Below are 18,433 nucleotides of genomic sequence, written 5' to 3'. Positions count from 1 at the left end.
AAATGCTGGCTAATCCCTTTCCTGGCAACAACTCCGGGAACCTCAAACTGGAAGATGGCTTCGATGCACTGCAAACAACCCTTTGCCGGCAACAGAATGCCCTGGACATCGTCTCGCGGCTGCATACCAGCTTTATAGACAACAAACCTTCGCAGGTTTGCCAGGAACTACTGTTACAGCTGATAGCGCTCACCGAAAGCCAGAGCGGCTTTATCGGAGAAATAGAAAAAGACTATAACAACCTTCCTCATCTGGTGGTACAAGCTATCAGCAACATGCCATCGCACAGCGACGTACAACAATACTTCGGAGCACGTCCCGAACGCGGCCAGCATTTCACCAACCTCAGCACCCTCTTCGGAACAGTCATCCTCACCGGGCAACCGGTGTTCAGCAACCACCCGGCCACCGACGAACCATACACCACCGCTATATTCCAGTCCTTCCTGGGCATTCCGATTATCCTGCAGGGAGAAACCATCGGCCTCATAGCGCTGGTTAATAAACCCGCTGGTTATGATCTCCCCCTTATTCCACTACTTCAACCAATAGCACTTACCTACGGCGCCCTGTTACATAACTACCGCACACAGAGCTGCCGCGAAAGACTCGAGATCACCAACAAACAACTCTCATCGGAACTGCATGCGCTCACCGCGTCGCTCGATGATATTGTGTTTGAAGTAGATGAAAACAAAGTCTTTACCCGTGTATGGTGCAACCAGCAGCACCTGCTGTTTATACCGGAAGATGAAATCGTAGGCAAGGCAATGGCAGATACATTGGGCGAACATGCCTACGCCTTCGGCAAACTGGCCGACACCCTGCTGCAGACAGGCGATCCCCAAAATTATGAATACGCCGACATACGGCAGGACATGCCCTACTGGTATGCGGTAAAAATGCGTTTGATACCGGCTACCGACAACACACCCCGGCGCATCCTGCTGCTCATTCAGAACATCACCCGGCGCAAACACAGCGAACTGGAACTACGTCAGCTCAATGCTGATTACGCCCGGAACATTCAGATACTGGACATCACTCAACAAATGGGACTCATCGGCGGATGGGAGTTCAACCTCGTCACTGGGCAGGTATTCTGGACCAAACAGGTATACACTATCAGGGAATTACCGGAGAATTTTATGCCGGTATACCATGATCTGGAATTTTATCATCCGGAAGATAAACACCTGGTAGAAACAGCCAAAGAACAGCTGCTTCGTTATCATCAGCAATATTGCATAGACCTGCGGCACATCTCCGCCAAAGGCACCGTCAAATGGGTGCGCACCACCGGCATACCCGTATACACCAATGACCGCCTCACCCAGTTCCGCGGCATCATCATGGACATCGACAAACAAAAAAAGGCAGAACTGGAACTCGAACAAGCCAGAAAAACCGCTGAAAATGCCGCCAGGAGCAGAAGTGAATTTCTTTCCGTCATGAGCCATGAAATACGCACACCGCTCAACGCCATCATCGGTATTTCCGGCATCATGAAAGATGAACCTTGCACAGACCATTCCGAACTGTTGCATAACCTGCGGTTTTCAGCCAACCATCTCCTCGGTCTGGTCAACGATATCCTGGACCTCAGCAAGATAGAAGCCGGAAAAGTCACACTCGAATATATTGAACTGGACCTCCGCGACATCATTCAGGGCATTGCCGGCAACTATCAGCCACTGGCCACCGCCAAAGGATTACAGCTGAATACAAAGGTAGACGACAACATACCTGCTCACGTCCTCGGCGATTCCGTACGGCTCGGACAGATCCTGAATAATCTCCTTAACAACGCCATCAAATTTACCAATGAAGGTTGTGTATGTCTGACGCTGCAGCTCGAAAAAACCAGTGCAGACGCAGCGTCCATCTGTTTCACCGTCACCGATACTGGTATCGGTATACCACCCGAGATTCAGGAACGGATCTTCGAAACCTTTGTACAAGGCGACTCCGCCACCACCCGCGAATATGGCGGCACCGGACTGGGATTGTCTATCACCCGCAAACTGGTGGAGCTGATGAACAGCCGTATTACAGTAGACAGCACGCTCCATCAGGGCACGACCTTCCGGTTCTCTGTTTCGTTTAATACTCCCGCTGGTACTGCTGTTCCCGAAGCAGCTCCGGTCATCATACCGGAAAATCTGCTCACGGGCATGCGTATGCTGGTAGTGGAAGACAATAAGATTAACCGCAAGGTTATGCAGCTGCAGCTAAACCGTACCGGCGCTGCAGTAACACTGGCCGTCAACGGTAAAGAAGCTGTCCTCCGCATGCAGGAACAAACCTTCGATGGTGTGATGCTGGACCTTCATATGCCCGAGATGAACGGTTATGAAACCATTCCCTATATCAAACAAATGCAACCCCACGCTTTTATCATAGTGCTCACCGCCGATATTATGCCGGATGCCGTTGAACGGCTGCAGGAGCTGAGCATACGGGATATCCTGCCCAAGCCTTACAAGGCGGAAGAGCTCTACCGCTTGCTGCACAGCTATAAAAAATGAATTCCCTACATTTGCCCCATGTCAACAACAAAAGGAAACCTGTCTGCCAGAGACCTAGAAGTGATCTGGCATCCATATACCCAGATGCAGACCGCTCCTGCTCCTATCGGTATCGTACGTGGCGAAGGCGCCTGTTTATATGACGAAGACAATCATGCATACATCGACGCTACATCGAGCTGGTGGGTCAATATCCACGGACATGCACATCCGCATATCGCACAACAGCTGGCCGCTCAGGCACTGGAACTGCAACACTGTATTTTTGCCGGATATACCCATCCTCCCGCTGTAAACCTCGCAGAAAGGCTGCTGCAGATACTTCCTGCCAACCAGCGCCGGGTGTTCTATTCCGATAATGGCTCCACCGCGGTAGAAGTGGCGCTGAAAATGGCTTTACAATACTGGGACAACAAAGGCCAGCGCAGACATAAGATCATCGCTTTTAAAAATGCCTATCACGGCGATACCTTTGGCGCCATGAGCGTCAGCGGACGCAGCGTGTTTACCCGCGTCTTCGATGATTTCCTGTTTGAAGTGCACTTCCTCGACGTACCCACTCCCGATAATATTGATCAGCTGATAGCTGATATCAAAGCGCAACAGCCCGATCAGATCGCTGCCTTTATTTTTGAGCCGTTGTTACAGGGCTCAGGCGGCATGATCATGTATGATATCCCCGCTTTTGACCAGCTGCTGAGCTTCTGCAAAGACAACCACATCCTGCTCATCGCCGACGAAGTGATGACCGGCTTCGGCAGAACAGGTAAAAACTTTGCGATGGAATATGTGCAAACAGCACCCGATATAGTATGTCTCTCCAAAGGGCTCACCGGCGGCAGTATGGCGCTGGGTATTACCACCTGCACCAGCAACATATACGAAGCCTTCCTGTCGGCAGACAAGCTTAAAACACTGTTCCATGGCCACTCTTTCACCGCCAACCCGCTGGCATGCACAGTAGCCCTGGCCAGCCTGGATCTCTTTACAGATCCCACCTGCGCTCAGCAACGTCAACGCATACACGAAAAACATCAGCATTTTCTCCGCGAGCTTACATCCATGGCACCCGTCAAAAACCCGCGCCTGCTGGGCACTATCCTTGCTTTCGAACTGGTGACTGATGGAGCAGATGGTTATACCAACCAACTGGCCGACCACCTGCATCGCTTCTTCCGTTCCAAACGGATCATGCTCCGGCCGCTGGGTAATACCCTCTATATCCTGCCTCCGTACTGTATTACCAATGAGCAGCTGGACCAGGTATATGCCAGTATCCGTGAACTGGTATCACAATTGCATTAACATCTTCCTGAAAATAAAAAAGCAAAGGGGCCGTCTCAAAACAAGAGACGGCTTCTTTTTTATAAATTCCGGTTGTTATAATGATTCTCCAGTTTCCATTTTTAGAAGTGAAGGGTTAACCTGATTTTATGCTGTTTTCTTTCTAAGATTGTGTGCCATAGCCATTAATCCCATTTCGATTGACACTTTATCCATCCCTTTTAGCATAAATCTTTTAAAGCCATGATTATGCTTAATATTTGCGAAGACAGATTCCACGTCATGGCAACGTTGTTTACGCTTCTGTATTCCTTTTCTTCCTTTTAATCGTTTGTCAGCCAGCGCCTTAAGACGATTTAGATTATGATTTACTTCTATGATGCGATTTGTTTGTTGATCATGACACATCTGCCGTAATGTACATCCTTCGCATGTTCTGGCTTGATAAGTAGTTATTGTTTGCCCGTAACCGTTTTTAGTTGTTTTTGGGAACGTACTTTTTCTACGCATTCGCTGGCCGGCAGGGCAGATATAGTGGTCCTTTTCAGCATTGTAGGGTAGGTTTTGGGCCTTGAACATTTCCCTGGTTTTAGTTGACCAGTGCTGGTTGCGATCGAAGGAAGCATGCTTAACATAAGCCGTAATTCTCCTGTTTTCCAGCCATTGATAGTTCTGTTCGCTGCCATACCCTGCATCCGCTGTAATATTGGCGGGCACTCGTTTATATAACCGTATATACTGCAGGAGATGACTGATTAAAGTTGATGTATCCGTGGACTGCTGATGAAGGCTGTAATTGACGATGTATTGATTATTAGTACTTATCTGGAGATTATAAGCTGGTTTAAGCTGACCATTCTTCATATGATCTTCCTTCATACGCATAAAGGTAGCGGCGGGATCTGTTTTGCTATAGCTATTGCGGTTAGAGCCTATTATTTGTTCCTGTTGCTCATACTTATCCAACGCTGAAGGCCAGTTACGGTGAGCATATCCCAGCTTTTGTCTGATCCGCTTGTCTATGGGTTTTTCTTTGAGGGCGTCATTGATGGCCGCTATTGTTTTACTGACTTTTTCACTGTCGATTTTGTCATATCCGGATGGGTCCGTATCATCACCCAATTCTGAAGCTGCCACTGATTGTGCATATTTCCACAAGTCATTAAGCTGCTGTTTTATTTTTTCTTTACTGTACTTAATGCCATTGCTCCATACAAAACTGTAGCGATTTGCCTGCGATTCTATCTTTGTCCCGTCAGTGTACAGTTCTTTTATGTTCAGTAAGCCTTCTTCGCATAACAACAATACCACCTGGGTGAATATAGGTTGTAATACCTTTTGCAAGCGTTCACCACGGAACCTGTTGATCGTATTATGATCGGGTTTACTCATACCACTAAGCCACATAAAGTGGATGTTCTGGCCTAGTGCCTCCTCTATTTTACGGCTACTGTAAATGTTATTTATATAAGCGTAAATAAGGACTTTCAATAACATCCTGGGATGGTAACTGCTGGTTCCTCCTGCTTTATAACGCTTCAGCAATAAAGTTATATCGATCTTTTCTATTACGTCATCCACCACACGAACTGGGTGATTCTCGGCTATCAGATCCCCAATCTCGGGAGGGAAAAGCATAGCCTGGTGCTGCTGATTGGCTTTAAAGACTACTGATAGTGTTTTTCCTTTGGGCATACTATAAAAACGGAAAAAGCTACCCCGCAGATTCCCCCCCCCAAAAAAAAGAAGGGAGTGTCTTTTGAGACACCCCCTTTGCTTTTTACTTTATCTCCGGAAAACTTATTTCACCGGTACAGACACCTTGGTATCATCCCATTCAAACACTACAGCGTTACCTGGCAGTGTAAAGGTAAGTTTCTCCACAGGTGCTTTTAAGGCTTCGCGTGGCACCTGTACAGATGCTACATCCTGGCCTTTGTTTTTTTCGTAGTCGTAAGCGCCCCACTGACCCAGCTTACTGTTGAGGATCACCGTCCATTTCTTTTGGTCAGGAATGGAAAACAGGGTATAGGTACCTGCTTTTACAGATTTACCACCAAATACCACATCTTTTTTGAAAGTGATTTCAGTAGCTTCATCAGCGCCGGTACGCCATACTTTACCCCATGGCTCCAGGGTGCCGAATACAACCCGGCCTTTTTTGGAAGGCTGGCCATACACAACTTTAATGTCTTTATTTTCTACGTTTACATGAGGGCTTTTTCTTGCTTTCTCCTGGGCAAAACCGAGCGTGGTAGCGGCGCAGAAGAAGGCTGCCATTAAAAGGTGTTTCATTTTAAGCTGTAGTTTTTTATTGAGGAATGAGGTAAAGACAACAATTTAAAACTTAAAATCCGCTCTGCCTTATTTTATTGGATCAATGGCAAAATAACTATATATAACTGATCACTGGTGAGTGCAAAGCTCATTCAGTCTGTTCAGTCCCTCACTCATAGCAGGGCCATAGATGCGGTCTGCCAGGAATCCTCTCAGTTTCCACCAGGGCAGCAGTCCCAGTTTTATTTCCATATGCCAGAATATGGCAGTGGCTTTTCCATCGGCAGTCTTTTTCAGTTCAATTCCACCTTTTACTGGCCGCATGTTCTGAATATCCATCATGTAATGCACCCCTTTATCGGGTTCACTGTCCAGAATCAGGACCTTACCACTGTTGAGCTGGCCCTGCCAGGAATAGGAAGCACCGGCACCGGAAGTCTGGCTGGAAAATACCAGCTGTGCCGTGGTATCCGGACGGCTCCAGGGATTCCATTTTTCCCAGGCTTTGAGGTTATTCACCTGCACATATACAGAATCTATCGGCGCCTGAATAACACCGGTACGTTCTACCACGGCGGTAGAGGGAAACATCAGCGATAACAGGAACACAAAAATGCCCAATACAACAATGCTGATACCTAACAATTTAAATAAACGCATAAATACAGGTTAATTACGAACTACCAATCGTTTTAATCCTTCCAGCCCTTTCTCAAAATCATTGCCCACCCATTTGTCCATCATCAGGCCCATTACCTTCCGTAACGGATGCTGCCCCATGTTACAGGTCATGCTCCAGGTGAGCAGGGTGCCTTCACCCACCGGATCAAGCCGGAACGCCCCTTTCGCGATGCCCATATTCATAAAATCAGTATCAGTAGCGATATATTGGTCCGGCCGGGATTCTGTAATGGTCATATGCCCGGTGCCAATATTACGGTTACGGCTTTTCCAGCTGTAGCTGGCACCGGCACCACTGTCTTTTTCCCCATAGGTGATAGATATGTCGGGGTCCTGCTCTTTCCAGGGCGACCACAGCTCCCAGTTACGTACTACATTGATCAACGGGAAAATCCTGTCTGCCGTAGCAGGAATGACGAGCGAACGCTCCACTTTCACCACAGGGGGAAGGAATAAACTAAAAATGAAAAGCCCCAATACCAGGACGATCAACGCCCCCAGAATAACAAAAAAGGCTTGCATGTAGCTGTTTTTAGGTAAGCCAAAGCTAATCAAAAAAAACCAGCTACTCCCAACGGAATACCTTCACCGCCACAGCGTACACCACCACTCCCCAAAGGGTTAAAATGGCTATATCCCAGCCCACATGCCACAGATGCAGCCCCTCAAAAGCCACTTTCCGCAACGCATCAATGAGATAGGTCAGCGGCATCAGCTTGCATATAGGCTGCAACCAGGCCGGGAAAGAATCTATCGGGAAAAAGGTACCTGCCAGCAGGAACTGCGGCAGCGTAAAAATATTGGCCAACGGCGGAATAGTGCTCTCATTTTTTGCCAGGCTGCTCACCACAAAACCAAAGCCCATAAATACCAGCAGCCCGAAAACAGACAGTACCAGCATTTCCGCGAAAGTGACCCATCCATGCACCAGCGTAAATCCAAAGGCAAAATGTCCCAGTCCGATGATGATCACAGAACTGATCAGCTGGAAGATCATACGGCTCAGTGCCTCTGCCAGCACGATATAGGTACGTTTGATCGGAGTGGCGAAAAAGCGCTTCAGTACCAGCGTCTGACGTAAGCTGTAAAAAAGGAAGGCGGTGCCAAACACGGCCGCGCTCATCAGCGCAAAACCCAGCTGACCCGGCAATATAAAGTCGATTGTTTTAAATACACGACCCGGTACCTCCTCACTCACAAAAGTGGCTACAGAAGGACGGGGATAAATGTGGGCGTCCAAACGGGCAGCCACCTCTTTCAGCACCGACTGCAAGATGGCTTTTTTGTTAACATCGGAAGCTGTAGATGTTTTAATATTTACCTGATAGTGGAGAATACTATCGGGCCCCGGCTGGGGAATAATATTGAGGATGGCCACGATACGGCCTTTTTTCAGGTCATCTTCCATTTCGGCTGCCGGTTGATCGGCCACCAGTTTAACGGTCTTCACCTGCGACAAACCCTGATAAAACCGGCTGTTGATATCGGTATGCCTGTCTACACCCACTTTCACAGATACACTGCTGTTACCGATAAATCCGAATACCAGGATGAACACAAGCGGGAATCCCAGGCTGAAAACCACCGCTGAAGGGCTTCTGAATATACCTCTAAAACTTCCTTTTGTTATGGCCAGCATGGCCCTCCATTGGCTGTACTTCACTCCATTCATCTGAGTCTCGTTTGTTAAAAATCCCGTAAAACTACTCAAAAAAATGAACGCCGGCCGCGTTTTTTACGCAATCAACAGGATTATGAAGGAGATTACTGCCTGCTTTATGCCTTTGGGGGTTGTTATTGAAGCTTTTGGGGAGATGATGGAGCGGAGATGACCTACCCGATTTTAAGTAGATTTTAATAATAACCCCGGACTAAAGTCCGGGGCTAAAATAGATAGACAGGGCTGACGAAACTTTAACCCGAATTTAGCCGATCAGGCGGCCAGCGATGTAATTCATCTCTCTGGCCACCCAAAAATGCCAGCATCGAATTTAGCCCAGGACTTCAGTCCTGGGACCATTAAAAAGATTAGAATCTATACGAAAAAGGCAGTCTGGCCTGCACTTCACGAGGCATTTCCTGGATGGTTTTAATCTGCTCATACAGGTCGTAGTTAACGCCCAGTTCCTTTTTCACCATTCTCACCTGCACTTCTTCGCTTACATTTTTCAGGAGGCGGGAGAACTTATCCTTTATTTCAGGGTATTCCACCATTCTGTAGCTGGATACTTTAGCCAGTCGCGCAGCGCAATCGAGGGCGTCGTTGATACCACCGATACGGTCTACCAGTCCCAGTTTGAGGGCATCGGTACCACTCCATACGCGGCCTTGTGCAATGCTGTCCACTACAGCAGGGTCCAGCTTTCTGCCTGCTACCACACGGGATTTAAAGGAAGAATAGATGCTGTCGACACCTGTCTGTACAAAACGTTTTTCCACTTCTGTAAGCGGACGGGAAATAGAGCCCAGGTCTGCATAAGGGGCTGTTTTAACACCATCGAAGGTCACACCTGTCTTATTTTTGAAGAAGTTCTGCAGGTTAAACATGATACCAAATACACCGATAGAACCTGTAAGAGTATTAGGTTGCGCAAAGATGCTGTCGGCCATACAGGAGATATAATAACCGCCGGAGGCTGCATAGTCGCCCATAGACACGACTACCGGTTTCACCTTTTTAGCCAGCGACAGCTCCCGCCAGATCACTTCGGAAGCCAGGGCACTGCCTCCACCGGAGTTCACACGGAAGACAATCGCCTTCACGTTTTTATCTTCCCGGGCTCTGCGGATATCCTGGATATAGTTTTCGCTGGCGATAACATTACGTTTGTCGGACTCACCGCCGATAATATCACCCTGAGCATAGATCAGGGCAATTTTGCTTTCGCCGGTGCCATTGCTCAGGCTTACGGCGCTGTTGTATTTCAACAGGCTTACAAAGTTCACTTTATCATCACTGCTAAGGCCGGTTTTGTTTTTCAGCTCGGCAATAACTTCATCGTCATATTTCAGGCCATCTACCAGTTTGTATTTCAGCGCATCTGTCGCCTCCTGTATCAGGTTCTGATTGGCATAACCATGCAGGGTGGCGGTATCCAGGTGACGGGCTTTAGCAATACCGGAGAGGTAGTTGCTATACAGTTCTCCGAGGAACTGGTTGGTCTGAATACGGTTGGCGTCTGTCATCTGCGTTTCGCGTAACGGCTCCGTAGCGCTTTTAAATTTGCCACAGTAGAAGATTTCAGGCTGTATTTCCAGTTTTTCCAGGGTACCCTTAAAGAACGTCAGCTGGGTAGAAAAGCCGGAGAAATCGACACCACCTTTGGGGTTGAGGTACACTTTGTCGGCTGCGGTAGCCAGGTAGTAGGCTTGTTGAGGCATCACTTCACCATAGGCATACACAAACTTGCCGGACTTCCGGAAGCGCAGCAGGGCGTTGCGCAGCTCTTCATTACCGGCAAAACCGTTGCCGCTGCCATCCACCTTGAGGTATATTCCCTTGATATTATCATCGGTGGCAGCATTCTCTATCAGCCTTACCGCCTGAAATAATCCGGGCACCTCCGATGATTCATCTTTCAAAAAGGCAGCCAGGGGATTAACAATTTTCTGTTCGGAAAAAGCCTGGCTGGTCTGCAGCACCAGGATTCCATTGGGGGCTATCGTCACCGTCTCGGAAGAAATCGCCTTCCCGATGATCCCCAGCAGCACGATAAAGCAGATGCCGAAGAAGACCACCAGGGCCAGTAACACAGCTAGAAAAGTTTTGAAGAAACGCATACGTTTTAGTTAAAATGAAAGGGAAGTGGAAAGATACATTTTTTCAAAAATAAGGAATATGGCTACTTTTGGGCCTCAGAATATACATGAATACAGCAATATTACTTATAGGTGGCAATCTGGGCGACCGGATCGCCAACCTGCAAAAAGCGATACAGTACATCGCCGCAGAAGCCGGAGAGGTGATAAAAACCTCTGCCTTATACCAGACAGCCCCGTGGGGCTCTGTAGACCAGCCTGACTACCTGAACCAGGGACTGGAGATACATACTACGCTCGACGCACTAACGTTACTGCATACACTACTGGGGATAGAACGCCGCATAGGCCGCATCCGCCAGGAAAAATGGGGTGCCCGGGTAATCGATATAGACCTGATCTTCTTTAACAGCGAAATCGTGTCACTGCCCGAACTGAAACTTCCGCATCCCCGGATGCACCTGCGACAGTTTGTGCTGGTACCCCTCAACGAAATTGTGCCCGACTACCTCCATCCGGTACTGCATAAAACTGTAAGGCAATTGCAACAGGAATGCCCTGATGATCTGAGCGCGCTGAAACTGAATACTGATACGCAAAAACACTAGGCAGCCATTCATAGTGGCCTTACCCGCCACCAATGCCTTGTGCCATAAAATCCAATGCATGCACTATAAATTTATTACCATAGAAGGGAATATCGGGGCCGGCAAAACCACACTGGCCAATATGTTGTCTCAACACTTTTCCGCTAAACTGATCCTGGAAGAATTTGCAGACAATCCCTTCCTGCCGCTCTTCTACGAACGCCCGCAGCAGTACGCGTTTCCACTGGAACTTTTTTTTATGGCTGAAAGATATAAACAGCTGAAAGACATGCTGCAAACCCAGGACCTGTTCAGCGAAGTCATAATCTCCGATTACCTGTTTATCAAAAGCCTGCTGTTCGCAAAAATAACCCTGCCCGAAGAAGAGTATTCCCTCTACCAAAAACTCTTCGACATCATCAATCCACAGCTGGTGCAACCGGAACTGCTCATTTTCCTGAACGCTCCTGTGGCCAAACTCCAGGAAAATATCCGCCACCGGAACCGCTCCTATGAGCAGCAAATCCCTGACGAATACCTACTCAACGTTCACGATACCTACATGCAGTATATCAAACAACATCCTGTACGCACACTCGTGATCGATACCACCAAAGTGGATTTCCTCCGCCAGCCCAACGATTTTCAGAACCTGCTGGCTGCGCTGGAGAAAGAGTATGAGCCGGGAGTACACTACCTGAAACTGTAACTGTGATGTGTATGATTTTTCTGATGGACCTGATGATAGAAGATTAAGTTTTGATAATAACGAATTTGATAAAAGCGAAGGGCCTGGAAGTCATATCCAGGCCCTTCGTTTTTATCCATTAAGATGATCTTCGTTCATCAGGTCCATCAGAGAGAATCACATGCATCACCGTTAGCGATTGCCGAAGCTGCAATAAACCCGCTCGTCCAGGCGTGCTGGAAGTTAAATCCGCCGGTGATGCCATCTACGTCCATTACTTCTCCCGCAAAAAACAGGTTGGGTACTAAGCGGCTTTCCATCGTAGCTGGTTCTATTTCGCTGAGGGTAATACCTCCGCAGGTAACAAATTCTTCTTTAAAAGTAGTTTTTCCTTTCACCGGAAACTCCATGCACACCAGCAGTTTCATGAGCCGGTTCTGGTCTTTGGCCGGAACATCGGCCCAGCGCAGTTCTTCCCCGATACCTGCCTGGCCCAGTAAAAACTGCCACAGCCGCTGAGGCAGGCCAAACGGATTTTTGTGATGTATTTTCTGTTTACCCAGCTCCTGGCGCAGGGAAGGCCATTCTTCCCGCAGGCTGTTTTCGTTGTAGTCAGGCAGCCAGTTGACAATAGCCGTGAAGGTATATTGCAGTGCCTGCAGATCGCGGGCACCCCAGGCTGATAAACGCAGTACTGCCGGGCCGCTCATCCCCCAGTGGGTGATCAGCACCGGGCCCTGCTCCTGTAATTTGGTGCCGGCAATTTTTACGTGCGCCGTAGTGGCTACACCCATCAGTGAGGTGATAGGATGACCGGGCATATTAAATGTAAACAGGGAAGGTGCCGGCGGCACAATACTGTGGCCGGTTTTCTCCAGCCAGCCAAATTTACCGGCCTGAGCATAACCGCCCGCTGCTATGCAGATATAGTCAGCCTGCAGCTCCTGGCCATTCTGTAATTGCAGGAGCCAGCGGCCATCAGGGCCTTTCTCCAGACCTGTTACTTCCTTGTTGGTCTCTACTTTTACATGGTATTTATCGACTTCCCGCAACAGGCAGTCGATGATGGTTTGTGAATCGTCGGTAAGCGGGAACATCCGCCCGTCCGCTTCTGCCTTCAGTTTCACGCCCCGCTCTTCAAACCAGGCTATCGTATCGGTCACAAAAAAACGGGAGTAGGTCTTTCTGACAAAGTGGGCTCCTCTCGGATAACGTTTAGTCATATACGTGATATCCGGCGCATTATGGGTCACATTACAGCGACCGCCACCACTCACTTTCACCTTGGATAACAGCTTGCCTGTTTTTTCCAGCACCAGCACTTCAAGCCCCGGACATAACCGCGCTGCATTCACCGCACAAAAAAAACCGGCCGCGCCACCGCCGGCCACCACTAATCTTTTCCGGATTGAACTCATTAAATTCCTGTTAAAACCAATGCTTAAACACGCAATAATAACAAACCTCCCGTAATCTTAGCCTTTATTCTTTCCGAAGTTTATATTTTTGTCCTATTATTATACCCATTATATCGGCTCAAAATACAGTTCATGCAAGCGCACAATACAAAAAAGAGACGTCACCTGAAGTGGATGATTCCCGCTACCCTGCTGGCCGGAGTAATGGGTGCCGTGGCGGTTATGCCTCCCCCTGCCGACTGGTCAGATCATCTCGTTCAGGCTTTACAACAGTACAACAACCGCTACCCACAGGAAAAAGTCTACCTGCACCTGGATAAAGACTATTACGCCGCCGGTGAAACCATCTGGTTCAAAGGATATGTGACCCTTCAGGGTCTTCCCTCTACACAGGCTACCAACCTGTATGTAGAGCTGCTGGACAAGAATAACAATGTCGTGCAGAAAAAACTGTTCGGCATCTTTAATGCCGGTGCTCCGGGCAACTTCGACCTGCCGGAAACTCAGAAACCCGGCGTATACCAACTGAGAGCCTATACCGCCTGGATGCTCAACTTTGACCCGGCCTTTACCTATTCCCGTACCATCGAGATATTTGATCCCGCTAAAAAGAGCGGACCCGCTACCGACAGTACCGCCCAGGACTTTTCTGTACAGTTCTTTCCTGAAGGCGGCAACCTGATCTCCGGTCAGCCTAATACCGTGGCTTTCAAGGCTATCGACAACAATGGCTATCCCATCGAGGTGAGTGGCACTATCAAAGATGCCAAAAACACTGCTATCAAAACCGTTCACGACGGGATGGGCACCTTTGAAGTAACTCCCGGCGCCGCATCCGACGCCTACCAGGCAGTCGTAAAAAGTGCCAAAGGCCAAACCAAAACCTTTACCCTGCCTGCGTCACAGTCTACCGGCGCTTCTCTGAAAGTATTCAACAAAGGTGCACGCATCTTCTATCAGGCTGTTCCAGCCAATAATGGTGATACAGCATTCAACAAACTGGTAGCCATCGGCCAGATGGGCCAGCAGCTGGTATATAAAGCCATCCTCGACGTGTCTGAAGGTCGTATCAGCGGCTTTATCCCCGCCGACAAACTGCCCAGCGGTATCCTGCAGATCACGCTGTTCGGCAGCAACGGCCTGCCACTGGCAGAAAGACTGGCTTTTGTACGCAACAACGACCGCATGGAAATGGACGTACTGGAATCTGACGTAGCCAGGGATGCCCGCAAAAAAAGCACCTTTGTGCTGCGCCTCCCCGACACACTGCAGTCCAATATCTCCGTGGCCATCACCGATGCAGACGCTGTTCCGGTGGATAAAAACGCTGCCGATATCGTATCTACCCTCCTGCTGACCTCCGACCTTAAAGGATATGTATACAATCCCAACTGGTACTTCCGGGACAATGCCCCTGCTACCCTGCAGGCACTGGACCTGGTAATGCTGACCAACGGATGGCGCAGATTCAGCTGGGAAAAAATCGCTAAGAATGAATTCCCCGATATCAGATATCCTTATGAACAGGGCCTGCTCGTGAAAGGTATTACCACCGGACCAAATGGCCGCCCTATCGTTAACGGCAAACTGGACATGATCATCAAACTGCCGATAGACAGTTCCTCCATGTTCGCCTCTGCGCCTATCAACGAAAAAGGTGAGTTCAATATCGCCAACATGGTTTTCCCGGATACAGCTTACATCTACTACCAGGGCAGCGATGCAAAGAAAAGCAGAGATGTTAACGTGAAGTTCGATATCCACTTCTTTGACCGCGCCACCCAGGTTAAAATACCTTACCCGCTGCGGGTGCCTCCTGCAGTAGACAATACTTCCCTGAAGCTTTTCCTCGCCAGTGCGGCCGAAAGCAACAAGGTAAACCGCGCTATCAACAACAAAACGGTTTATCTCCAGGAAGTAAATGTCAACGCTAAAAAGATCAAACCGGAAGAGACTACAGAAAAACGTTATGCCTCCGGTATGTTCTCCGGCGGCGATGGATATTCCTTTGACCTTACGAAGGAAAATCCTACTGCCTTTAATATCTTCCAGTACCTCCAGTCCAAAGTGGCCGGTTTACAGATCACCGGTGATCTCAGCAACCCCAGCCTGTCATGGCGCGGCGGCAAACCAGGCCTGTACCTCAACGAGATGCAGACCGACGTCAGCATGCTGAGTACCCTCTCCATCAACGATGTGGCGCTGATCAAAGTATTCCGTCCTCCTTTCCTGGGCGGCTTCGGTGGTGCTAACGGCGCCATTGCCGTATACACCAAAAAAGGCGGTGACAACCCACCAGCCAACGATCCTACTGTAAAAGGATTCCAGCTGTATAAAAAAGCAGGTTATACTGTGGTAAAAACCTTCTATTCACCAGACTACTCCGTGAAAAAAGAAGTACATGCCCTGCCCGACAAACGGCTTACCCTCTACTGGAATCCCAACGTGCCGATAGATACCCTCACCCATACCGCCAAAGTGGAGTTCTACAACAACGACTTCACCAAACGTTTCCGCCTCGTGGTTCAGGGTATCACTGATGAAGGAACTGTAGGCAAATTTGAACAGGAGTTCTAAAATCATCTCTATAAAGCATAAGGCGCGAAGGAAATCCTTCGCGCCTTTGTTTTTTTATACCCTTGTTGTAACCCTCATGCAGACTACAACACTAACAATGGCGTAATAAACCCAATCGAAAAGCGGTAGGTATCATCATTCACCAAACCAAACTTCGTTTGTGCGTAACTGGTATACCGATATATTCTGCCTACCATGTTGGCAAATATTTTCAGGTCATATTTATCAAAGGGATAAATCTCCAGTGCGGGTATATAACCCCAGGCGGTACGGAGTTTCTTATCCTTGTTAGGATCCGGGTTGCCATTCCACCAGGCATAGTCCACATAGCCGGTGGCGGTGATATGCACCACTTTATTCAGTCTCACATCGGCTCTGATCCAATGGCTCATATACGCAACACCCTGTGCAGCTTTCATATTGGGAATCCAGTTGGAGACGATAAACTTGCGGTCCAGATTTTCTATACTGTACTTAAAGTCATAGTCCAGCTTAAAGTTGCGCAGTATCAGCGAGTTGCCCAAGGCGATGTAGGTCATGTACTGATGGGTGGCCTCTTTAAAGAGACTGTAAGACCAGATGGTAAAAACTTTACCATTAAAGAAATGCCCGCGCCAGTTGATCACTCCTGCAAAAGGGAATCTGCTCTCCACAATACCCGGAATAGAATCATACAGTTCCTTGAAAGTTTTGGTCCGGCTGTTGAGCAACTGAAAGGTGAACTCATGGTTTTTATTGAGTACATATCCAACACCTGCACCTGTCAGGAAGTTATCAGCGTTCTCAATAATATCCGAATATTCATAGATCTGAATAGGGTTATCATCAAACTCCACACCGCCCCAATCGGCACACAACTTACCGGCATATATCTTCCAGTGATCGTTGGGATCAAAGCGCAGGAAGGCCAGGTCTGTAGAGCGGCTAAGATTATCGATCGATTGTGTGATTGGATCACGGGTATAACGGTCACGGAAACGGAAATACAGTTTATCGAGGACCTTTCCTTTTATTTCAAGGCGGAACTGTTCATTTTCAAAGCGGGAGCGAGTGTAGGTACCTTTATCGAATTCATTCCGGAAAGCGAAACGCATGTTGGCAATAAGATCCACGTTATTGAGGAGAGGGGCTTTACTAATGGGTATCAGCGGCTTGTAGGCGGTATCTGCTTTGGTTTCCTGCTGCTGTGCCATCGCAGCAAGAGGAAACAGCAGTATACAGGCTACCAGCCAATTGCGGATAAGCATAAAGGTTACATTTTGGAGTTTGGTAAAATATGGTCGTCTATCTATAGCAGGATGCCAGCCAGAAAGAAACCGGCGGCAACGGATACGGCTACACTCACGAGTCCGGGAATCATAAAGCTATGGTTTACCAGGTATTTCCCGATATGGGTGCTGCCGGTGCGGTCGAAGTTAATGGCCGCCAGCAGTGTGGGGTAACCCGGTAAAAAGAAATCTCCGTTTACAGCCGGGAACATTGCTACCATATGAGCCGGGATGATGCCCAGGCTTAACCCCAGGGGCATCAGGGCTTTGGTGGTAGCTGCCTGGCTGAAAAGTAATATGCTCAGTATAAACAAGGCGATGGCGAAGGTCCAGGGAGCGGCCCTTACCATATCACCCAGCGTGCTCTCAATGATACCGGTATTGGTTTGCATAAATGTGGCACTCATCCATACCACTCCGAAGATGGACACTACGGCCTGGGCGCCGGAGGTGAACAGGCTGGCTTTGGCCACAGCAGCGGCGGTAGTGCGGCATATCAGCATAATGGCAGCAGCAGCGGCCAGCATCACCAGTTCTATCACGGCAGCCATTTTAATATGCCCTTTGGCATCTACAGCCATATTGCTCTTGCCTTCCCCGAAAGAAGGCAGCATATTGGGAAATGCCCCTACCAGTACAATCAGCAGTACTGCGAGTCCGAAGATCAGCACGGAGGTTTTAGCGCCGGGCAACAGTGGCGCTTTGTGTTCCTTCACATCTCCATTGATACTTTCAGCAAACTCGGGATCTTTCATCTTTTCCAGGAATACCGGATCTTTATCCAGCTCTTTTCCTTTTTTCCAGCATACCGCCACACCGGCCAGTGTCCCGATAATGGTAGCAGGGATACATACTTTCAGGATATCCAGCAGTTCGGTTTTACCACTGAGGATAGTGAGCAAAGCGGCAGTAGCCGCGGAGATAGGGCTTGCCGTAATAGCCAGGTGCGAGGATATCACAGAGATACTCAGCGCCCGTTCCGGCCTTATTTTTTTCTTGGTAGATACCTCAGCAATAATGGGTAACAGAGAGTAGGTGATGTGGGCCGTACCGGCAAAGAGAGTAAAACAATAGGTTACCAGTGGTCCCAGCAACACGATCAGGGAAGGTTTACTTTTCAATATTTTTTCGGCCAGCCGTACCAGGTAGTCCATCCCACCTGCAGCCTGCAACGTGGCGGCGGTGGTCACTACCGCCAGGATGATCAGCATAACGTCTATCGGCGGGTCTGCCGGGCGCATACGGAATATAAAAATATAGATCGCCAGTGCCACCATGCCCATCACACCAAGTCCGATCCCTTTCATACGGGCGCCCACCAGGATAGCTGCGAGTAATATTGCGAACTCTAACCAGATCATATAAA

Annotated in this window: 14 protein-coding genes; 5 read left to right on the top strand and 9 right to left on the bottom strand. The window is 48.6% G+C overall.

Annotated elements, in window-relative coordinates; translation table 11 throughout:
* Nucleotides 1-2 precede the first annotated feature (2 nt).
* Nucleotides 3-2,528, top strand: a complete 2,526-nt coding sequence (locus tag KD145_RS28260; RefSeq protein ID WP_212003153.1) for an ATP-binding protein — start codon at nt 3-5, stop codon at nt 2,526-2,528.
* Between the two features lie 18 nt (nt 2,529-2,546).
* A complete protein-coding gene (bioA, locus tag KD145_RS28255) occupies nt 2,547-3,833 on the top strand; it encodes an adenosylmethionine--8-amino-7-oxononanoate transaminase (RefSeq protein WP_212003152.1) in 1,287 nt (428 codons plus the stop codon).
* Between the two features lie 126 nt (nt 3,834-3,959).
* Here the strand turns inward: bioA and KD145_RS28250 are convergent, their stop codons facing one another.
* The 6 genes from KD145_RS28250 to sppA form a co-directional block, all read right to left on the bottom strand.
* On the bottom strand, nt 3,960-5,507 hold the full coding sequence (locus KD145_RS28250; protein ID WP_212001377.1) for an IS1182 family transposase: 1,548 nt from the start codon (nt 5,505-5,507) through the stop codon (nt 3,960-3,962).
* Nucleotides 5,508-5,612: 105 nt separating this feature from the next.
* Nucleotides 5,613-6,107 carry a DUF2911 domain-containing protein gene (locus KD145_RS28245; RefSeq protein WP_212003151.1) on the bottom strand — a complete coding sequence of 165 codons (495 nt, stop codon included), beginning with the start codon at nt 6,105-6,107 and terminating at the stop codon, nt 5,613-5,615.
* Between the two features lie 111 nt (nt 6,108-6,218).
* The gene (locus KD145_RS28240) at nt 6,219-6,749 is read right to left on the bottom strand and encodes an SRPBCC family protein (RefSeq protein ID WP_212003150.1); all 531 of its coding nucleotides are present in this window, start codon (nt 6,747-6,749) and stop codon (nt 6,219-6,221) included.
* Nucleotides 6,750-6,758: 9 nt separating this feature from the next.
* On the bottom strand, nt 6,759-7,292 hold the full coding sequence (locus KD145_RS28235; RefSeq protein ID WP_212003149.1) for an SRPBCC family protein: 534 nt from the start codon (nt 7,290-7,292) through the stop codon (nt 6,759-6,761).
* Nucleotides 7,293-7,335: 43 nt separating this feature from the next.
* Complete coding sequence (locus tag KD145_RS28230; protein WP_212003148.1) at nt 7,336-8,442, bottom strand: ABC transporter permease; 1,107 nt, start codon at nt 8,440-8,442, stop codon at nt 7,336-7,338.
* A 356-nt stretch (nt 8,443-8,798) separates the two neighbouring features.
* Entirely contained in the window at nt 8,799-10,550 is a 1,752-nt protein-coding gene (sppA, locus tag KD145_RS28225; RefSeq protein WP_212003147.1) for a signal peptide peptidase SppA, read from the bottom strand.
* An 86-nt stretch (nt 10,551-10,636) separates the two neighbouring features.
* On the opposite strand from sppA, the gene folK reads away from it, so the two are divergent.
* Nucleotides 10,637-11,137: a 2-amino-4-hydroxy-6-hydroxymethyldihydropteridine diphosphokinase gene (gene folK / locus KD145_RS28220; RefSeq protein ID WP_212003146.1), complete on the top strand. Its 501-nt coding sequence runs from the start codon at nt 10,637-10,639 to the stop codon at nt 11,135-11,137.
* Between the two features lie 58 nt (nt 11,138-11,195).
* Entirely contained in the window at nt 11,196-11,825 is a 630-nt protein-coding gene (locus tag KD145_RS28215) for a deoxynucleoside kinase (RefSeq protein ID WP_212003145.1), read from the top strand.
* A gap of 146 nt (nt 11,826-11,971) precedes the next feature.
* Here the strand turns inward: KD145_RS28215 and KD145_RS28210 are convergent, their stop codons facing one another.
* Nucleotides 11,972-13,222: an NAD(P)/FAD-dependent oxidoreductase gene (locus tag KD145_RS28210; protein ID WP_212003144.1), complete on the bottom strand. Its 1,251-nt coding sequence runs from the start codon at nt 13,220-13,222 to the stop codon at nt 11,972-11,974.
* A 132-nt stretch (nt 13,223-13,354) separates the two neighbouring features.
* Here KD145_RS28210 and KD145_RS28205 point away from each other — a divergent pair, with 132 nt between their 5' ends.
* Entirely contained in the window at nt 13,355-15,799 is a 2,445-nt protein-coding gene (locus KD145_RS28205; protein WP_212003143.1) for a hypothetical protein, read from the top strand.
* A gap of 83 nt (nt 15,800-15,882) precedes the next feature.
* On the opposite strand, the gene KD145_RS28200 is transcribed toward KD145_RS28205, so the two are convergent.
* Entirely contained in the window at nt 15,883-17,046 is a 1,164-nt protein-coding gene (locus tag KD145_RS28200) for a porin (RefSeq protein WP_212003142.1), read from the bottom strand.
* Nucleotides 17,047-17,087: 41 nt separating this feature from the next.
* Nucleotides 17,088-18,428: an anaerobic C4-dicarboxylate transporter family protein gene (locus KD145_RS28195; RefSeq protein WP_212003141.1), complete on the bottom strand. Its 1,341-nt coding sequence runs from the start codon at nt 18,426-18,428 to the stop codon at nt 17,088-17,090.
* Nucleotides 18,429-18,433: the final 5 nt, after the last annotated feature.

Source organism: Chitinophaga sp. HK235 (assembly GCF_018255755.1).
In the GTDB taxonomy this organism is placed as follows: Bacteria; Bacteroidota; Bacteroidia; order Chitinophagales; family Chitinophagaceae; genus Chitinophaga.
Note: the sequence above shows the minus strand (reverse complement) of the source record. Positions and strands in the feature narration are given on the sequence as shown.

Excerpts from the sequence above, each read along its gene's own strand:
- KD145_RS28260 (WP_212003153.1), top strand. The coding sequence starts at position 3 with ATGCTGGCTAATCCCTTTCCTGGCAACAACTCCGGGAACCTCAAACTG.
- bioA (WP_212003152.1), top strand. The coding sequence starts at position 2,547 with ATGTCAACAACAAAAGGAAACCTGTCTGCCAGAGACCTAGAAGTGATC.
- KD145_RS28250 (WP_212001377.1), bottom strand. The coding sequence starts at position 5,507 with ATGCCCAAAGGAAAAACACTATCAGTAGTCTTTAAAGCCAATCAGCAG.
- KD145_RS28245 (WP_212003151.1), bottom strand. The coding sequence starts at position 6,107 with ATGAAACACCTTTTAATGGCAGCCTTCTTCTGCGCCGCTACCACGCTC.
- KD145_RS28240 (WP_212003150.1), bottom strand. The coding sequence starts at position 6,749 with ATGCGTTTATTTAAATTGTTAGGTATCAGCATTGTTGTATTGGGCATT.
- KD145_RS28235 (WP_212003149.1), bottom strand. The coding sequence starts at position 7,292 with ATGCAAGCCTTTTTTGTTATTCTGGGGGCGTTGATCGTCCTGGTATTG.
- KD145_RS28230 (WP_212003148.1), bottom strand. The coding sequence starts at position 8,442 with ATGAATGGAGTGAAGTACAGCCAATGGAGGGCCATGCTGGCCATAACA.
- sppA (WP_212003147.1), bottom strand. The coding sequence starts at position 10,550 with ATGCGTTTCTTCAAAACTTTTCTAGCTGTGTTACTGGCCCTGGTGGTC.
- folK (WP_212003146.1), top strand. The coding sequence starts at position 10,637 with ATGAATACAGCAATATTACTTATAGGTGGCAATCTGGGCGACCGGATC.
- KD145_RS28215 (WP_212003145.1), top strand. The coding sequence starts at position 11,196 with ATGCACTATAAATTTATTACCATAGAAGGGAATATCGGGGCCGGCAAA.
- KD145_RS28210 (WP_212003144.1), bottom strand. The coding sequence starts at position 13,222 with ATGAGTTCAATCCGGAAAAGATTAGTGGTGGCCGGCGGTGGCGCGGCC.
- KD145_RS28205 (WP_212003143.1), top strand. The coding sequence starts at position 13,355 with ATGCAAGCGCACAATACAAAAAAGAGACGTCACCTGAAGTGGATGATT.
- KD145_RS28200 (WP_212003142.1), bottom strand. The coding sequence starts at position 17,046 with ATGCTTATCCGCAATTGGCTGGTAGCCTGTATACTGCTGTTTCCTCTT.
- KD145_RS28195 (WP_212003141.1), bottom strand. The coding sequence starts at position 18,428 with ATGATCTGGTTAGAGTTCGCAATATTACTCGCAGCTATCCTGGTGGGC.